An 18,420-nucleotide genomic window follows, 5' to 3' on the forward strand; every position below is an offset into this window, starting at 1 on the left:
AACCTATTTTAATATATAGATAAAATTCAGGTAATAATTAAATAATTACAAGATAATATGGCGAATCTAATACAAAAGCTATTGTTTTTACTTGAAATTGGTAATCATCAATTTGATAGCATCCTTTGGAAAACCCGTCCGGAACAAAGAAAAACTCTTGTGAATGATATTTTCAAATTTAAAATTCCTATTGGAAAAAGCAAAAAAGAAATACTTGAACTTTTTGGATATGAGCCCCATATTTATACTTCCAGGGCATGGTCTTATCCTGTAGAATCAGATAAATTGGGGAATCCCCTTATATCATTATCCCTATACTTTGAAGATGAAATTGTAACAAGTATAAGATTAAAAACAAAGGAATAATATTTAAACATAAAAGGATTATTTAAATTAAATCTAAAATTATTTATTTTAAGATAATGAAAGTATAAAGAAGCATGCATTCCTAAAAATTTCTTTATACTATTTAAGTAGTGCTTTATAGAATTGGAAAAGTTTTTGTTTTACAAATCCTTCAAAAACTGCCATTGCATATAAGTTAACATCAATTTAAAAAGCCCTCTGCATTTAATGTTGAGGGCTTTTTTTATTTATATCGAATGATCATCCTGTAGTTATTTTACTACACGAACTTCCATTTTCAACTACAGAGAAACTTTCACCGCCGCCGTAGATTTGTATTGTTCAAAAGAGAACAATTAATTAAGTCTAAAAAATTAAAAAATAAGATCATGACAAAACAAATCGCCATCGCAGCCTTAACTTTCGGAGCTTTCATCTTAGGAACCAACAATGCCCAGGCTCAAAATACCACAGCCACCACAACAGTAAACATCACCCTAAATGATGTGATCTCCATCGATGCGGGAAGTACGGCCATCGGTAATACGGTTGACTTCAACTATGCTACGGCAGCAGACTACAACTCGGATCAGACCGTTACCAAAGCCAACTCTTTGAAAGTGACTTCAACAAAGAACTTTAATGTAAAAGTGAAAGCAGGAGGTGCTAATTTCATGAACGGAACCAACGTAATTCCTGTCAATGTTTTGACCATCAAGCCTTCTACCGCTGCAGGAACCATGGGTGGAACAAAAAGTGCTGTCGTTTTATCGGCGACAGATCAGACTTTAGTATCAAATGCTCCACTTGGAAGCTCATTAACCCTGAACTTGGATTATACGATTCCAGCGGCAAAATCATCATCTTCCGATATTTTAGGAAAACCGGCAGGAACGTATACACAAACAGTAACCTATACCGCGACCGCTTTATAATATTTTTTAAACCTTAAAGGTGATTTTAATTACACTTTTCAGTAGTTTTGCGAATATTTATTAAAAATTTACACCATGCGCAAGTTTATTTACCTTTTCATTCTCTTTATCCTCACAGGAACTTCTTCCATTCTGGCACAAAGTATCTCGATGTCGCCTACACGGTTGTTTTTTACCGGTAATCCGGGAGAAAAAGTAACACAGACCGTTACGCTTCAAAATACCTCGGACAAGAATTATGTTTTTAATGTCAACTATAAAGACTGGACCAGAGAAGAAGACGGAAATAAGGTTTATCTTGAGGCAGGCAGTTCAAAAACATCCAACGCTTCCTGGATCTCCACTTTGGAAAACACGGTAACCGTTCCTGCGAAAAGTACAAAGGAAATCGTCGTAACCATGCAGATTCCTGCTAATGCATCGAAGTCTGCCGTTACAAACAGCATGTTGTTTTTCACCCAACTGCCTCAGCAGGCAGATCAGGCACGTATTCAGAACGGTATTGGTATTATCACCTTATTCGAAGTGGGGCTTCATATTTTTTACACTCCTCCGGGAAACCATGTAAAAAGTTTGGATATTACCAATATTGCGGAGGTGAATAGTGAAAATACAGCGAACAGAAAAGTCGCAGTAAGCATCCATAATGACGGAAACACGATCAATGATGCTACGGTTGAGTTTGAACTCACCGATACAGACAGCGGTAAGGAAATAAAATTACCTGCTATTTCTATCTCCATGCTTCCAGATACCAATCAGACCGTGCAATTTTCTTTGCCACAGAACATTTCAGGGAACTTCCTTGGCGTGGCTATTATCAAAATGGCAGAATCCAATGATTTACGCGTAGGCGAAAAAAACTTTAAATTCTAAAAAATTAAGTCTTGAAACCACAGAATGGAATATCGTTATCAGTCCTAAGAAGAACCATCTTATCTTTCGTATTTGTTCTTCTGCACTTTTCGCTGGCCTTTGCTCAGGAAAAGAAGGATATTCAAATCCATTTTGAAAATGACAGCGTAGCTGTTGAAAAAGGTTCTACTTTTACCAATTTTCTGGTTATTGAGAATAAAAGTTCTGAAGAGATCACCGTTCAGAATATCTTACCTAAGGAAATGTATCCGGGACTGCTTTTCTATCCTAAAAATAACTTTACCTTGGGTGCGGGACAGTCTAAAAATCTTCCGGTGAAACTGATTGCCAACGTGGATTTTATGAAACTGAGATCCAATGAGATTCAATTCCAGGTTTCCTACACCACCCCAACGGTTACCAAAAATGAAAGCGCCTCGTTTTTCGTTAACAAAGGCGAGAACAAAAACATCGCAATTTATACGGCTACATTCGAAAATTTCATTAATCCTGCTGTACCCGAATCCTCAATCCTGCTCACTGTAGAAAACCAGGGTTATAGTAAACGAACCGTAAAGATAGATTTGCAATCTATTCCTGATGGGTTGGAAATGATGCCCAGACAACAAACCGTATCTCTGGAAGGTTTGGAAAAGCAAACCGTGGAGATCAAAATTGCGGTCAGAAAACAGAATACGCTTTATCCGGAATTTAATATTAATGCAATTGCTACAGATTTGCTTGATAATAAAATTGTGGGAAGCAATACACTTTATTTGGTTGTTTTATCACACAACAGACAAATCGCCCGTGGAAATGAAGCGGTGAACGGAAGTAATTTTGCAGAATTCAGCTATAATGAAAACAGTTCAGGTTTCAATTTTCTTCAACTGAGGGGAAACACTTCGTTTCGGGTAACCGACAATTTGAAATCGCGTTTCAACCTCGGTGCAGATTACTATGTTGAAGACGGCCGTTATAACCTGTATGACACCTGGCTGGAAGTACAGCGAAAAAATACGGCATTACGGGTAGGAAATATTAACAGTATCGATTACGATTACCCTGTTTTCGGGCGAGGAGGAAAAGTTTCTACCCAATTCGGTAAAAACAATCAGATCGAAATTCTTGCGCTGGAAAATAATTATAACCTGTACGGAACCTATTTCCAACAAACAAAGGGATCTACCATAGCGGGTGCAAAATATGGTTTTGGGAATGGTAAATCTTTCACCGGGAAGGTGTCTTATCTATTCGACCATGATCCGCGCTTTAACGTAGATACGCAGGTGGCAAATGCGACAACCTCTTATTTAATCAATGATAAACACAGCATCCGCACGGAGGTAGGCCTGAGCCATGAAAAAGGCCTTTCGAACAGAGATGAAAACGAAGGCGCTTTAATGGGAGCCAATTACGAGGGAAAAATAGGAAAATGGGATATCCAATCGGTTAATTCCTTTGCTACCAAAAGTTATGCAGGGATCAAAAGGGGATCTTTTCTCTCCACTCAGCGGATCGGCCGCCAATTTTCTGATTCTCAGCGTGCTTTCATCCAATATCAGAATTCGCAGGTAGACCCTGAGTTCCTGAGCTTTCAGAGTGCGCCGATCCAGCCTGGAAATACCTCTAATCTGCGTTATTATTTCAACAGCACGGAAGCTTTTGGATCCGGTTACCAGTTTTCTTTAAAGAAGTGGAACTTTCTACTGGCTCCAAGGGTTGAAAAGCAGCAAACAGCCAATTTTTATACTTCGCATGAACTTTTTTCTTACCGGCTGGAGGCCAACATCAGCACCACATTGGGTGCTCACGGACTGAACCTGACGGCGGAATATTCTTATTCAAAAGAGAACAGTAATCCGGACTGGTTTAACAGTTTGAAAGCAACATTTTCTTACAGATATAAATCATTCTCCCTGAACGGAACAGCCCAATGGAACGCGACAAATGTCTTTGATTTAACTTCGTATTACAATGCAGACCGTAATTTCGCCAACTACAATGTCTACGCGTCGTATAATTTCCAGATGCTGAATAATAATCTGACCGGATCTTTTTCAGCAGGAACTTCTTATTCGGAGCTTTACAAAAACTTAAACAGCAATGTGAGCGGTAATCTGGAATATAAAATTTCCCCTTCCTGGTCCACCACCGGTTATTTCAATTTTTCCGGTTATAAATCGATGGCTGCTTATGCAAATACTGGAAGTTATTACCAGTTTAGAGTAGGAATTAAAAAATATTTTACCACCGCTACGGCGATTGGAAATCATAAAGTAACGTTCCAGCTATTTGAAGATAAAAATTTCAATGGACTTCTGGAGACCGGCGAACCGGTACTTGCCAATGAGATAGTGAAACTGGACAATTTTGTTGCATTGACGGATAAGAACGGAAAAGTGGTATTTCAGAATGTACCTGAAGGTGTTTACACCCTGAAGGTGAATGAAAGTGCCGGAGCCCAATTGATGATGGATCCTGTAATTATGGTCAATAACAATATCAACCGCAAAGTGGGCTTGGTAAAAAACATCAGGGTAAGTGGGAAATTAACGGAAATCAAACAAGCGTACGACACTGTGGAAACGGATGTAACCGGAATTGTAGTGTATGCAAAAAGTGAAGATGGGATGATTTATACCGCTGTGGTTAACCAGAAAAATGAGTTCGAGTTTTTCCTGAAAGATGGAAAATACGATCTCTATATTGAAAATGATAAATACAGCTATACAAAACCTACCCAAACTATTAACGTGACAAAAGAAGGGTATTCAGGAACCGTGGTTTTTGAATATAAGAAGAAAGACACCGTGATTAAGGTGAAAAAGTTTTAAATTTAAAAGTATGAAAACGATGAGGGCTTTTTTAACAGGAATTTCTATTGTATTCTGCGGGTCTACAGCCATGAAAGCTCAGGATGTGTACCTGTCGATTCCTGAAAATAATATTTTTAACAGAAGTGAATTTACCTCAGTACCAACAAGGGTAATGGTAAACGCCAACAGAACAAGCTGGGATTATACCTTCTTTGGACTGGCGCCTGTAGCTCCTACCTTTACCTCTGTATCTGGACTGAATTTTACCCAGCCCTCTTCCTCATTTACTTTACCCAGCTCTACCCTTCTTTGGCAGCTGGAAAGTATGGGCGGGCAAATGCCAGCTACCGGCTCTTCGGGTTCATTACCGGGTTTTCAGTCGTTCAGTACAAGCGCGGTTAAATGGTTTGAACCTTCCGGTTCTATTTTTTTCGCAGGAGGATTCAACCGGGGAAATATCAATTTTACCTTTAAAATACCAGCGGCTCAGTTTGCTTCCAATGCGTACCGGGCCGGGAACTACTCCATGGACATCACTCAAAATTACAATGATTTTACGCCGCGTAATTTTAAAACAATTTTAGTGATTCCTTCATCCATCAGATGGAACACGTCATCATTAACAAAATACATCGAAATATCTTCTCTGAACGACTATCGGATCACCGGCACGCGGGTCCTGAATTCGGAAAATGCGGAAATCGCAAATACGGTTGATTTTAATTTGTGGGCGAAAGCTGCTTCCACAACTATTCAGTTCACTTCTTCAAAAGGTGTTCCGGGAACCCGAAATATATCCAGCATCAAATTGGGCAGTAACGGATCTACCCTTACGACCAAACCCTTATCTGCCGATTTTCAGAATTTTTCCGCTGCTAATTTCAGTGTTGTGGCGGGGAACAGAAGCACCTTCAGCCCGGAGCTTTATGTGTCTGCGGAAGATTTTAAAAACCTGTTTTTTGAAGCCGGAACTTATACATTTGAATTGAACTTCAATGCCAAAAGTACAGATAACGCCATCAACAGCCTGCAAAATTCATCTGTTCAGTTAAAGGTACTTCCTCTGTCGGAGATCACCATCCCCAGTTCCGGGCGAAATGTAAATTTCAATTTTAATACAGCTGCTCAGTACAACAATGGTCAGTCACAAGTGATCCCGAACCAGATTATTTTATCCAATAATGAAAGTTTTGAAGTTTATGTAAAATCGGACGAAAATTATTTTAAGAAAGGCGGACTGCAGACCGACATCAATTCCAACATACTGCAAATCGGCGTGGATGGAAGTTCTGTAAATGTTCCCTTATCCAAAACGCCTCAAAAAATACTCCTTAACGGGACACCCGTTCTGGACCGCGGATTGAATGTAAGATACACAATACCGGCTGCAGGTGCCCAAAGTTTGGTAGGAAAGGAAAATACCACCTACTCTATCAACGTTTATTATAGCTTTACGGCAATTTAACAATACTTTCTAAAAAAACGCTCTTGTATGGACTTCTTTATCAGCAATAATCAATCGCCGGATCAACACCCTACCGATCAATTAAATGCATTCCAAAAAAAATATGCCGATCTTTTAGATTTCTTTGTGTTCGCGGCTGCTAAGATGGCCAACACAGCGCTTTGTACGATGAGTATTACCTGGAAAGGGCAAGAATATCTTCTGGCTTCCAGTGATGCATCTTCCAGTCAGATATATCCTCAGAATCCTCAGTTTCTTTTGAATGATCCGACCTCGGTTCATGAGTTTGAGAATCCGGAATTTAAATTTCATCAAAGTTATCTGATCCCGGGTATTGAGGATCATCTTACCGTTCATTTAAATTTATTTGACAGGGAAAAGAAAAGTTTAGATACAGTAGAAGAAGCGTCCGTCAATAAGATCGTAAACCAAGTATCAAAATGGTACCTGGGTACAAAAAAAGAGCTGGCAGAAACAGCCTACGCTTTAAAATCGGAGTTTATGGCGAATATAAGCCATGAAATCAGAACCCCGCTCAATGGCATCATCGGTTTTACGGAGCTCCTTTTAGATACCAGCCTTGACCAGACCCAGAAACAGTATTTAGAAATTATCAATCAATCCGGAGCTGCTTTGTACGGCATCATCAACGATATTCTGGACTTCTCAAAATTGGAAAAGCAAAAACTCAGTCTGAAACTTGACAAAGTAGAGGTTGAAGAGCTGGTTTCAGAAGCCTTCAATATAGTCTCGTATAGTAATACTAAAAAGCACCTGGAAATGCTTATCGATATTGACGATACCATACCCCGGTATATATGGACTGACCAGATGCGCTTAAAGCAGGTTTTCGTCAATCTTCTGAACAACGCTTTAAAATTTACCGAAGAAGGCGAGATTGTTTTATATGCTAAAGTTTTAACTGATCTGGGAGAAGGAAAAAAAAGAATGCGGTTTGGTATTCGCGATACAGGTATCGGAATTAACAGCGAAAAACAGGCGGAAATTTTCAATGCGTTTTCACAGGAAGATGGCAGTGTTAATAAAAAATATGGAGGTACAGGTCTCGGACTTACCATTTCAAACCAAATACTCGCGCTTGCCGGCAGTGTTTTACAGGTGGAAAGCGATCAGGGAAAGGGCAGCCATTTTTTCTTTGATATTGAGTTTGATACGGAGGAAGACGAATATGATTTAAGCTTGACTGGTATTAAGAAAGTGCTGATCGTTGACGATAATGAAAATAATCGGAGAATCCTGAAAAGAATGCTGGAACGAAAAAATATTGAAGTCGTAGAATGTGAAAGCGGATTGAAGGCTTTGCTTTTGATCATGGACAAGTCGGAATTCGATGTGATTATTATGGATTATCATATGCCCATTATGGATGGTATTGAAACCATTAGAAAAATGAAAAACATTATTGCTGACACCACTCGTATAGCGCCGTATATTGTTTTATACAGCTCGTCCGACAACAATGATTTGCAGAATGCGTGTGACGAACTGGAAATAGAAAACAGGCTGGTAAAGCCGATTCGTATGAATCAGATGTACCAGGTTTTGTCTACCTTGAAGAGTTCTGAAAAGAGAAAACCGGAGCCGATAAAAAATGTTGCACGCGAAGTAAGTAAGCGCGAAATAAAAATTTTAATTGCTGAAGATAATGCTGTTAATCTACTTCTTACCAAAACGCATTTGAAGGATATTATTCCTCAAACCTTGATCATAGAGGCAAAAGACGGTAATGAAGCAGTTGAACAATACCAGAAAGAGCGTCCCGATCTCATTTTTATGGATATTCAGATGCCTTATCTCAATGGCATTGAAGCAACCCAAAAGATAAGAGCCTTGGAAAAAGACATTGAAATCCCTATTATTGCACTAACGGCGGGAAGTCTTCCCGGTGAAAAGGAAAAGTGTATGCAGGCTGGGATGTCAGACTTTTTGACGAAACCTTTATTGAAACAAACCCTTATTGATATGATTCAAAAATGGTTTGGTATATAGATTAAAAAAAGTAAATAATAAACTATAATTTTTAAAAAATATAGCATATTTTTAACTTTTGATATTGAATTTATGAATGATTTTATCAACGAACTCCAATTAAAAGTCGAAAGGCTTGAAAACGAAATCAATTTCAAGAACGGACTGATCTCCATATTATCTCACGACTCAAAAGAACTGTTCGGAAATTTTCTTTGGCTTATAGAAGCGCTGGAAGAAAAAACCATAAGTGAGGAAGATTTTTTTAAGATGCTGCCGCAGGTAAAAAGCGATGCCCGGAAGAATCTGCAAACCGTTCAGGACAGCACGGCATGGCTGAAAACTCAATACGGGGAATTTAAAATCAAACCTGTTAAAATCATGGTGAAGGATCTTTTTCACCATTTAGAAGAAAAATACGCTGCTAAATTAAAAGAAAAAAATATTACATTTCATTTTAAAGGAGGTCAGGATGCATCCCTTACAAATGATCGCGTGTTGCTCGAATATGCTTTGGACAAAATTTTTAATAATGCGGTAAAATACTCACTGCCAGGACAGGACATTTATCTGGAGAGCGTTACCAAAGGTGGTCAGGTCGTACTTTCCATTACTGATTCCGGAACGGGAATGAATGAAAAGTATTTATTGACTATCTATACTTATGATAATCCTGTATTCCTGGGAACTGCGGGTGAGAAAGGCGTTGGATTAAGCCTAAAAATTGTAAAACATTTTATCTCCCTGATGGGTGGAGATATCGACATCATTTCGTCTGAAAATAATGGGACGACTGTTTCCCTTTTTTTACCTAATTTTAGTGAATGAAGAATTTAAAATCAAATGTCCGTATTGTGGTAGCAGATGACCATGGTATTGTCCGAATGGGCCTGATACAGACGATTAAACGACTCATGCCCGACGCCGTAATTTTAGAAGTAGAGGATTATAAATCCCTGTACAAACTCGTTCTGAACGAACAACTGGATCTGGCCATTATGGACGTTAATATGCCAAACGGTACTGTTCAGGAAGCAATAGATTACCTAAAGATTCGCCAGCCTGAATTAAAAATCCTGTTATTTTCTTCGCAGGATGAAGAGCTGTATGGGATGCGTTACCTAAAAATGGGTGCCGGAGGCTATCTCAGCAAGCAAAGTTCCACAGAAGCCATTGAGGCTGCTTTAACGGCAATGCTTAGCAAAGGCCGGTATGTGAGCGATAATGTGAAAGAAGCGATTTTTTTAGAATCATTACATGGTGCGGCAAAAAGTTCTCCTTTTGAAGCATTGTCGGACCGCGAACTGCAAATTGCCAATAAGCTGGCAGAAGGTCTTCCGCTTAAAGAGATTTCCAATCAGCTCAACCTCCATTCATCGACGATCAGCACGTACAAAAACAGGCTGTTTGAGAAGCTGAAAATAAAATCCGTGCCCGAACTGGTGGAGATTTTAAGGATATATAACCCATAAATATGCTGTTATTTCCTGCTTTGTCATCTTTAGAAATCTTTTAAAGACCATAAAACTGACGTATCGTTCCGAAAAAGTAAAGATCTTATATAGATATGGTTGCCTTACCTTAGCAAACCTGTCTGAAAGAGTTTAAAAACAATATGCCGTTGATTGGTCAAACAAGAACAGTACTTGCCTATTGATGACAGATCAAAGGATGAATACCAATTTGAAATTCGTCAATTAGATTGTTGTTTAAAAGCTGAATAATAAAGCTTTAACTTCTACTAAGAATGTTCTTTCCTATTGATATTTGAATTCTTTGGTTTCTTGATTAAGAGTTTTTATAAATTTTATGCTAATTTATCATTTTGTGAGAATATTTGTTTCTTTAGATTCGCTTCTTCAAGACTTTCAACCCTCATTGTTTAACCTGTAGTTCTCTGTTTCTTCAATCAAATTCATAATAATATCTCCTGTTGAGGCTCCACTATAAGATGTTTTGGACTGCCCTACCCAAATACTTAGAAATTCGGGATTTTGCTGGAGTTTTGCCACCATGCGAAGTGGTGCGGTAATTTTATTCTGGTAAGGATACGGCAATATATAGCCGCTATCGTCCAATGTATCCGTAAAAATGTTTTTCAGGCCTCTCCCATAGCGTCCTGAAAAGCTTTTCGTCAGCACGATATCTTTTTCGAAGGCATTTTTCAATCTGTCTTTTTCAAATTCCTGCAAAGCACTCTCTGCTGAACCCAGTAAGAGACTTCCGATCTGAAATCCTTGTGCCCCTAATAGCTTTGCTGCTAAAAGAGTTTTGGCATCGTATATTCCTCCGGCATAAATTAATGGGACATTCGCGTGGTCATGTATTTGAGACAGAAGTGAAATGCCGCCGATCTCCGGGATTTTGCCATCCATGAAACTTCCCCGATGACCGCCTGCTTCGTAACCCTGTACACAGACAATGTCAATTCCGGCCTTCTCCAGAATAATGGCTTCCTCAACGGAAGTCGCCGTTCCGATCATTACCGTTCCATTTTTCTTAAAAAGGTCAATACTTCCCGCATCCGGAATACCAAAAGTAAAACTGACAATTTTGCAATTTTCAGCGAGTATTGCCTGAATCTGGTCATGATAATCAGTGAGTTTAATATCTTCATAGTTAGGATAGTCGACATCTAGCTGATTTTTAGCAGAGAACGTTTTAAGAAATTCTTTGGCCTGGCTATACTTTAATTTCAGCTCTTCAGTTTGTTCCGGTAAAGGATTCAAGAAAATATTTACGGCAAATGGTTTATCGGTTAATGTTTTCGTGGCACGAATAAGCTCCACACATTTTTCGGCAGGCAGATCACCAAGCGATAAAGAGCCTAATGCGCCGGATTCTGCTGCAGATGCCACCATTTCAGGAGTGGTGACCCCAAACATAGGCGCCTGAACAATGGGATATTCCACCTCTAATATTCAGGTCAAATCATTTTTCCACATTTCAGGCTGATTATTCATAAGCTTAATATTTCTAAATTATTGTTTTTTAAGATGAATTGAAAACCTCAGCAAACCCTTGTTGGCAGCTGATGGTGATGTTAGTCGTTATAATACTTTTTCAACCAATTTTGAAATTCGTCTTCATAGATTTCCTGAGCACTTTTTACGATCTCGTCCGGATTTTCTGTGGTTTCAATACCATGTTTTTCAAAAACCCACTTTTTATACTCTTCTGTTTTTTCGGTAGGCTCATAATCATCTTCATCTTTATAAAAATAGATTTTGTCCCAGCCAATAGCGGGTTCAACATCAAAGGTCAAAATTTTCAGCAACTCTTTTACATTTTTTGCCACAATATGAATTCCTCCTTCACTTCCAAATGCTAAAATCGGGGCTTCATGTATATTTTCATTTTTGTCTCTTACCCAAAATGCATAAGTTGAACCACTCCCGTCTGCCATTGCAAATTCTATAATTGAATTTGTAAATTCATCATCATCCGAATAACCCGTGATTCCACTTTTATCCGAATAATCTCTCCCGATATAAAACTGATCTGAAAAATTTTCATCATCTCCGATTGAGTTCTGGAAATTCACAAGTTCTTTTAATTCTTCCGGGATTTCAAAATTTTTGAAGTTTGCTTCAAATTCGCTTAGAGTAACCATTCTTTTCAATTTTACTATTTAGGTTTGGTATTTTCCGGCATTCCTGCCAGGTTTTAGCTTTACGCATTTATTTCTTAAAGCTATTTTGATGCGAATTTAAAAATTAATTTTGAACGTTTTTTAAATTTATACAAATCGTTAAAGCTTAAAGACGTATAGGAAAAATAGGCTGAAGAATAAATCTCCAGCCTATTAAATCCTATTCCACTATTGATATTACTTTATAAAAAGTAAAATTTATTTATTGAAATATTCAGAAGTCATGCATTTTATCGTTAAAATAAAATCAGTTAACATGAAAATTTTATTTTCACTTTCCATTTAACTGGATATTTTAAAACGATATTATTGTCTTACTTTATATTTATATCGTATGACTGCAAGCTGCTCATTTTCAAAATAAAAAACCAAAAAACATTTTCTATCCTGAGACATCTTTATGGGCAGTGTCCATTTATTAGTATAAGTGTCGCACAGCTTTTCCTCTCCAAATAAGTTCATGACTTCAATCTTTGTTTTTCCATAAATTGTACGGTCATTAAGAACATTTGTTACAGGTACTTTTTTGTTACGTACCCATACATTTTGAAGATGATTATCAGGATATTTAAAAAACTTCTGTAAAATATTGCTAATTGTAAACATAAGATAAAAATTATAGATCTGTTTCAGCCTAATAAATCCTATTAAATAAGGAAAAATTAAGATTAACCTGTTATTAACTTATTTCCAAAATGTCCAGACTTTCCCGTTGAAGACAGCCAGCTGTTTATTAACTGTGTCATACACCATCATTCCCGGCGAAGGATTAATGATGTTAAGATGCGGGCTTGCTACTTTGGGTAATACCATTGCCTTATCCGAAGCTTCCAAGACTAAAATTCCAGGCGTTGAAGTAAGCGGTCCGATAGCCATTTTAGCATTTGTATTTTCGATAACCGTATTCTGAATTAAAGTACCATCGATGCTGGTTAACGGATCAATTGTAGTTCCGGCGGCATCTACAGAAAGATCTTTCCATAAAGAAGCAAATTTGATTTTTACTTTTTTATCCGTGAGATCGTAGATCATCGTTCCGTTTACCGCTCCAGTTACTGAAGCCGCAGAAGTTACCCAAGGTAAGATGATCCCCCTGTTTGCTGTTCCGAATTCTAAGGAGACCGACGGCGATGAAAGCGTTGTTTTACCAATAGCAACCTGTGCGGAAATCATTCCAAAAAAAATAGTGAATGCTATGATGAATATATTTTTCATTTTATTAAACATTAAATTGTGTATTAGTTCGTAGGGCAACTTTGTGTATTAAGACATGACCATCCGGCTGGAGTTCCTGTCGTATTAACTTGTAGGCAGTCTAAGGTCGTATTGTAGACCATCATCCCTTCAACCAGGTTCGCTGCAGGAATTGCTGAGATTTGTGCAGTGGTAAGTCGATTGATTACAAATCCCTTGGTTTTGGATTCCAGCGCTGTCCAGGCCCCATTTCGTACCATCGGCCAATTCGAATTATTTATACCTGCTCTTCCGAGTGAGGTAATACCCTGTGACGTGCTTAGAACCGGTCCTCCGGTAGTAACAACCGGCTTGTAACAGTAGCATCCTGATACGGAAGCATTTTGAGAATCACCGATTCCCTGCCCTTGGGTTCCTAACGTATCTGCAAGACCTCCGGCATTTACCTGAGCTGGAATACCATTCGCATTTACGCAATTCGCGCCATTACATAAATTCTGATTAGCTGCCGAAGAACCCGTTCCTACGCTTAGTCTTGGATGCGCATTAACAAGCATGCTGTAAGCAACGTTCTCATCACCTTCCATTGCATCAAGACATCCGTCATTATCTGAGTCCAGATCCAGACGGTTTACAATTCCGTCGCTGTCTGCATCTGCTGTACAGTTGGCATTGTAAACTCCGAAAATAATTCCATGAGGATCATTGTTCCCGGTCAGGGTCATGGTTAATGAAGCTACATCAACAGGTACAAGGAAAAAGGTATATCCCTGTGGCGTACTGAAAGGCGTATTGGTTGTAAAGGTCGTTCCGCTTACGCCCGGCGTAGTAGAGACAACACCGTCCAACAATGAATATAATCCTGTATTGAAGACATTTGCATTAGCCGCGACTGTCAGAGGAACAGAAAACGTATTGGTAACGGAAGTATTTTCCCCTCCTAATCCGGCAATACCAATAATATACTGATACCTATTATTATTTGAACTTAATGAATTAGCGGATACGCCAAAATTAATATTTAAGGTTCTCGGAACCGTACCTACAATATCTAGGTAAGTAGTGGAGAAAGAAGAAGTCTGTGCGTCGTTTACCGTAATCGTAGTAGAGGCCACCGGTGGCGTATAGATTCCCCAGCCATTTCCTGTTCCTGAAGTTTTCGTCACAGTAACTCCACCCCCGGGCAAAGTAGCTCCTCCAGGCGGAGTAAGGGGAACGACAGCCGAATTCGTATTCGATAAGCTGGTAGCGGTAGCCGATGATACTGACGCCATCGTTACAGTAGCTGCGCAGCCTTCTGCACTATCAAGGATTCCATCATTGTCGTCATCAAGATCAGCACTGTCCAGCAAACCGTCTCCATCGGAATCCGCATCGATAAAAGCTTTATAGGTACAAGTCGTCGTACTTCCGTTTAGATCTACGGTTAACGTCCGGTATCCTCCCTGCCCCGTTCCGTTATACGTAAGGGGTACGTCAATAAATGTGGTACTGGAAGTAATGTTTGCCGCATAGGCTGGATTGGTAAAATCTGTACCGTTAACATTTATAGTATAAGTACCCGGAGTATAGATATTGGAAATTGGAATGCGCAATGTTCTCTGGGAAGAAGTTCCTGCCACATAAGGAGTGTTGCCCTGCAATGCCATAGCTCCGCAGCTAAAAACAAAAGGCTGAAAATAATCCACCGATGCCAGATCGATGTTGGATGAACTTAAATTTGCAACATTATACTGGGTAAGATATTCTGATACCCCTGTATTAATATTGATCCTGTAAATCACGATATCATCATTGCCGTTTCCGGAACTTAAAAAGACATATCCATTCAGATAAGCCGTTCCCCGTACGTTTCCTACATCGTTGGCCGTACTGGTATTCGCATCTGCATTTCGGACACCTACTGGTCCGGAAATAGTTGCGATCTGAGTAGCTGTTGCTGTGGTGGCACTGGTAATTGCGATACGGTATAAATATCTGGTATAGGTAGTTCCCGAAAGATTTTGCAAAATAGTATACACATTATTCTGGTAGTCGTAGAACGTATCACTGGCAAAGATCGTGGAAGATGAAGCATTCCATACGGTATCACCGGTAATCGTCATTGGAGTTGATGAAACGGTAGGATAAAGCCTATACAGGTTTTTACCGTTAAATCCGAATGACTGCCCGAAATACTGCCCGATCACATTGTTGGTGCCAATTCCTCCGATTCCGACGGGCAACGTCAGTCCGGTCGCAGTACCATTCTTTAGTAGCGGGCTGTTGGCCGCAGTATTAGAGTTTAAGAAAACCAGCGGACGGTTGGCCTGTGTATCATCATACCCAACAGCCAGATTGCTTACTGAAGCACCGTTGTTGCTTCCGTAATAGGCAGGGCTTGTTATACCCGCAGGCAAAGCAGTTGCAACCGTCGAAGGCGTTGAACCGGTAATATCATACACAAAACCTGTTCCGGCAGAGGACAGATAAAGCTTACCTGAGCTTTGGGAAAAGATTGAATTATTTGCTGCAAATACCAGCAAAAATGACGCTAAAGCATAGAAGCTGCTTTCTTTCTTTCGAGACCTTCGAAAAACAATGCTCACTGAATTTATTATCCAGCCTGAGCTTTTCGTAATCATTAGATTTTTAATCATAAGGGGGAATATTATTTAAATAAATTTCTCACAGAGTTCTCATACTTAATTTAAAATGCCGGCTTATTCGCAAAACAATTCTCTACTAAAAATGCAATGAGATATTTTATAATCAATAGCTTGTCCGTTAAGAAAATTAACCTGTAATTTCTTTTGATACAATCCAAATAAATACTTAGACAGGACATAAATGGCTTTCTTTTGCTCCTTACAGTCCGGAATCGTAACCTTGTAGAATTCCTCAATTTCACACTTTATAAGATGCAAAAAATGGTGTTTGCAATGATCCATAATGATTATATTAATGAGTTATACTTTGTTTATTTATTTCTGATCTATTTGAACATTTCAGCTACATAATCAGCAGCCAAATGGCTAATGAAATTTTCTACCGAATGAAACTTTTAGTTCATGAGTAATCTAACATTCAGCGTTACTGTGTGCTGAGCATTCAATAAATAAATGCTGCAAGAGCCAAAGCGGCAAAAATTATTTTTATGATGTAAATACTATTTCTATTATAAAGCTGTTGCAGTGTAGGTAACTGTTTGGGTATACGTTCCGGCAGGTTTTCCTAAAATATCAGAAGATGATGATTTTGCGGCTGGAATGGTATAATCCAGATTCAGGGTTAATGAACTTCCAAGCGGAGCATTTGATACCAACGTCTGATCCGTCGCCGATAAAACGACTGCGCTTTTTGTTCCGCCCATGGTTCCTGCAGCAGTAGAAGGTTTTATTGTTAAAACATTGACAGGGATTAAGTTGGTTCCGTTCATGAAATTAGCACCTCCTGCTTTCACTTTTACATTAAAGTTCTTTGTTGAAGTCACTTTCAAAGAGTTGGCTTTGGTTACGGTTTGATCCGAGTTGTAGTCTGCTGCAGTGGCATAGTTAAAGTCAACCGTATTACCGATGGCTGTACTTCCAGCATCGATGGAGATCACATCGTTCAGGGTGATATTCACCGTTGTGGTGGCTGTCGTATTCTGAGCCTGAACATTGTTACTTCCTAAGATTAAAGCTCCGATAGTTAAGGCTGCGATGGCGATTTGTTTTTTCATTATAGTAATATTTATTTTTTTATTCTTGATTACTTGTTCTCTTTTGAACAATACAAATCTACAGCAGCGATAAAAGTTTCTTTGTAGTGGAAAATAGAAGTTGGTGTAGTAAAATAACTACACCTATTAGTTAACAGAAAAGCCCTCAACACTTTTAGGTGTTGAGGGCTTATATAAATTGCAGTCTGCTTTTGTTACAAAGCGGTCGCGGTATAAGTTACTGTTTATACAATACCTATGTTGAGAAGATTTTATCCTGACTTTCCGGTAAGCGCTGCCTCTAAAACGGTCCTGTTGTTTTCGCCCCACTCCTCTAAGCTCATAATCAATGGCAACAGACTCTTTCCCAGAGGTGTTAACTGATATTCAACTTTAGGAATTTTCGTTTCGTATGAACATTTTGTTATGAATCCATCCTGCAACAGCTCACCCATAACTACATGATGATCACTTAGTTTAAATAAAAAAGCCCTCAACATTTAAGTATTGAGGGCATCATATAAATTACCGTTTGCCTATAATTTCCCTTTACGTGTTCACAAAAAATATTTGTAGGTTGGTAAATTGGTCATCGTTGTTTTTTTGATACTTTCGTATTAGCATTTAAAAACACACTTACTGCACATAATTTATTTTATCTGAAATAAAATCAAAGGCTTCCCGTAGGAAGCCTTCGAAAAACCAAATCACTAAATATTAATATGAAAAATTTTTATTTATAAAGCTGTTGCTGTATATGTTACTGTTTGCGTATACGTTCCTGCCGGTTTCCCTAAGATATCTGAAGACGATGATTTTGCAGCTGGAATCGTGTAGTCCAGATTAAGGGTCAATGAACTTCCAAGAGGAGCATTTGAAACTAAAGTCTGATCCGTTGCCGATAAAACGACAGCGCTTTTCGTTCCACCCATGGTTCCTGCAGCGGTAGAAGGTTTTATTGTTAAAACATTTACAGGGATCACGTTGGTGCCGTTCATGAAGTTGGCACCTCCTGCTTTTACTTTTACATTAAAGTTCTTTGTTGAAGTTACTTTTAAAGAGTTGGCTTTGGTAACGGTCTGATCCGAGTTGTAGTCTGCTGCCGTAGCATAGTTGAAATCAACTGTATTGCCGATGGCTGTACTTCCCGCATCAATAGAGATGACATCGTTCAGGGTAATGTTTACCGTTGTGGTGGCTGTCGTATTCTGAGCCTGAATAGTATTAGTTCCTAAAACGAATGCTCCGAAAGTTAAGGCTGCGATTAAAATTTGTTTTTTCATTATAGTAGTATTTATTTTTTATTATTGATTAATTGTCCTCTTTTGAACAATACAAATCTACGGCAGCGGTAAAAGTTTTTTTGTAGTGGAAAATGGAAGTTCATGTAGTAAAATAACTACATGATGATCACTTAGTTTAAATAAAAAAGCCCTCAACATTTAAGTATTGAAGGCATATGTAAATTACCGTTTGCGTATAAT

The 18,420-nt window shown here is 38.7% G+C and carries 15 protein-coding genes; 8 read left to right on the plus strand and 7 right to left on the minus strand.

From position 1 onward, the window contains the following. Positions 1-57: 57 nt before the first annotated feature. From QE422_RS13765 to QE422_RS13800, 8 genes are all read left to right on the plus strand, one after another. Positions 58-366, plus strand: coding sequence for a hypothetical protein (locus QE422_RS13765; RefSeq protein ID WP_307459421.1), 309 nt, complete (start codon positions 58-60; stop codon positions 364-366). Between the two features lie 368 nt (positions 367-734). After that, positions 735-1,280 (plus strand): peptidoglycan-binding protein LysM, encoded by a 546-nt coding sequence (locus tag QE422_RS13770; RefSeq protein ID WP_307459428.1) that lies wholly within the window; start codon positions 735-737, stop codon positions 1,278-1,280. Between the two features lie 75 nt (positions 1,281-1,355). After that, positions 1,356-2,156 (plus strand): WxL protein peptidoglycan domain-containing protein, encoded by an 801-nt coding sequence (locus tag QE422_RS13775; RefSeq protein ID WP_307459431.1) that lies wholly within the window; start codon positions 1,356-1,358, stop codon positions 2,154-2,156. An 11-nt stretch (positions 2,157-2,167) separates the two neighbouring features. Beyond that, positions 2,168-4,972, plus strand: a complete 2,805-nt coding sequence (locus QE422_RS13780; protein ID WP_307459433.1) for a hypothetical protein — start codon at positions 2,168-2,170, stop codon at positions 4,970-4,972. 10 nt (positions 4,973-4,982) lie between these two features. Further along, positions 4,983-6,419 carry a hypothetical protein gene (locus tag QE422_RS13785; RefSeq protein ID WP_307459436.1) on the plus strand — a complete coding sequence of 479 codons (1,437 nt, stop codon included), beginning with the start codon at positions 4,983-4,985 and terminating at the stop codon, positions 6,417-6,419. 27 nt (positions 6,420-6,446) lie between these two features. Next, positions 6,447-8,429 carry a response regulator gene (locus QE422_RS13790; protein WP_307459439.1) on the plus strand — a complete coding sequence of 661 codons (1,983 nt, stop codon included), beginning with the start codon at positions 6,447-6,449 and terminating at the stop codon, positions 8,427-8,429. Positions 8,430-8,501: 72 nt separating this feature from the next. After that, complete coding sequence (locus QE422_RS13795) at positions 8,502-9,236, plus strand: sensor histidine kinase KdpD (protein WP_307459442.1); 735 nt, start codon at positions 8,502-8,504, stop codon at positions 9,234-9,236. Beyond that, the gene (locus QE422_RS13800) at positions 9,233-9,880 is read left to right on the plus strand and encodes a response regulator transcription factor (protein WP_307459443.1); all 648 of its coding nucleotides are present in this window, start codon (positions 9,233-9,235) and stop codon (positions 9,878-9,880) included. Before QE422_RS13795 ends, QE422_RS13800 begins: the two co-directional genes overlap by 4 nt. Positions 9,881-10,276: 396 nt before the next feature. On the opposite strand, the gene QE422_RS13805 is transcribed toward QE422_RS13800, so the two are convergent. From QE422_RS13805 to QE422_RS13835, 7 genes are all read right to left on the minus strand, one after another. After that, on the minus strand, positions 10,277-11,320 hold the full coding sequence (locus QE422_RS13805; protein ID WP_307459445.1) for a nitronate monooxygenase family protein: 1,044 nt from the start codon (positions 11,318-11,320) through the stop codon (positions 10,277-10,279). A gap of 131 nt (positions 11,321-11,451) precedes the next feature. After that, positions 11,452-12,021 carry a hypothetical protein gene (locus QE422_RS13810; RefSeq protein ID WP_307459446.1) on the minus strand — a complete coding sequence of 190 codons (570 nt, stop codon included), beginning with the start codon at positions 12,019-12,021 and terminating at the stop codon, positions 11,452-11,454. A 723-nt stretch (positions 12,022-12,744) separates the two neighbouring features. Then, positions 12,745-13,275, minus strand: coding sequence for a hypothetical protein (locus QE422_RS13815; RefSeq protein ID WP_307459448.1), 531 nt, complete (start codon positions 13,273-13,275; stop codon positions 12,745-12,747). Positions 13,276-13,298: 23 nt separating this feature from the next. Then, positions 13,299-15,842, minus strand: a complete 2,544-nt coding sequence (locus QE422_RS13820) for a hypothetical protein (RefSeq protein WP_307459450.1) — start codon at positions 15,840-15,842, stop codon at positions 13,299-13,301. 569 nt (positions 15,843-16,411) lie between these two features. After that, the gene (locus QE422_RS13825; RefSeq protein ID WP_307459452.1) at positions 16,412-16,957 is read right to left on the minus strand and encodes a peptidoglycan-binding protein LysM; all 546 of its coding nucleotides are present in this window, start codon (positions 16,955-16,957) and stop codon (positions 16,412-16,414) included. A 251-nt stretch (positions 16,958-17,208) separates the two neighbouring features. Further along, positions 17,209-17,391: a helix-turn-helix domain-containing protein gene (locus tag QE422_RS13830; RefSeq protein ID WP_307459453.1), complete on the minus strand. Its 183-nt coding sequence runs from the start codon at positions 17,389-17,391 to the stop codon at positions 17,209-17,211. Between the two features lie 282 nt (positions 17,392-17,673). Next, positions 17,674-18,219, minus strand: coding sequence for a peptidoglycan-binding protein LysM (locus QE422_RS13835; RefSeq protein WP_307459455.1), 546 nt, complete (start codon positions 18,217-18,219; stop codon positions 17,674-17,676). Between the last annotated feature and the right edge of the window lie 201 nt (positions 18,220-18,420).

Origin of the sequence: Chryseobacterium sp. SORGH_AS_0447, from assembly GCF_030818695.1 — a bacterium.
Classification (GTDB): domain Bacteria; phylum Bacteroidota; class Bacteroidia; order Flavobacteriales; family Weeksellaceae; genus Chryseobacterium.

Bases quoted from the DNA above. Each gene is read 5' to 3' on its own strand.
- QE422_RS13765 (WP_307459421.1), top strand. From the start codon at position 58: ATGGCGAATCTAATACAAAAGCTATTGTTTTTACTTGAAATTGGTAAT.
- QE422_RS13770 (WP_307459428.1), top strand. From the start codon at position 735: ATGACAAAACAAATCGCCATCGCAGCCTTAACTTTCGGAGCTTTCATC.
- QE422_RS13775 (WP_307459431.1), top strand. From the start codon at position 1,356: ATGCGCAAGTTTATTTACCTTTTCATTCTCTTTATCCTCACAGGAACT.
- QE422_RS13785 (WP_307459436.1), top strand. From the start codon at position 4,983: ATGAAAACGATGAGGGCTTTTTTAACAGGAATTTCTATTGTATTCTGC.
- QE422_RS13790 (WP_307459439.1), top strand. From the start codon at position 6,447: ATGGACTTCTTTATCAGCAATAATCAATCGCCGGATCAACACCCTACC.
- QE422_RS13795 (WP_307459442.1), top strand. From the start codon at position 8,502: ATGAATGATTTTATCAACGAACTCCAATTAAAAGTCGAAAGGCTTGAA.
- QE422_RS13800 (WP_307459443.1), top strand. From the start codon at position 9,233: ATGAAGAATTTAAAATCAAATGTCCGTATTGTGGTAGCAGATGACCAT.
- QE422_RS13810 (WP_307459446.1), bottom strand. From the start codon at position 12,021: ATGGTTACTCTAAGCGAATTTGAAGCAAACTTCAAAAATTTTGAAATC.
- QE422_RS13815 (WP_307459448.1), bottom strand. From the start codon at position 13,275: ATGAAAAATATATTCATCATAGCATTCACTATTTTTTTTGGAATGATT.
- QE422_RS13825 (WP_307459452.1), bottom strand. From the start codon at position 16,957: ATGAAAAAACAAATCGCCATCGCAGCCTTAACTATCGGAGCTTTAATC.
- QE422_RS13830 (WP_307459453.1), bottom strand. From the start codon at position 17,391: ATGGGTGAGCTGTTGCAGGATGGATTCATAACAAAATGTTCATACGAA.
- QE422_RS13835 (WP_307459455.1), bottom strand. From the start codon at position 18,219: ATGAAAAAACAAATTTTAATCGCAGCCTTAACTTTCGGAGCATTCGTT.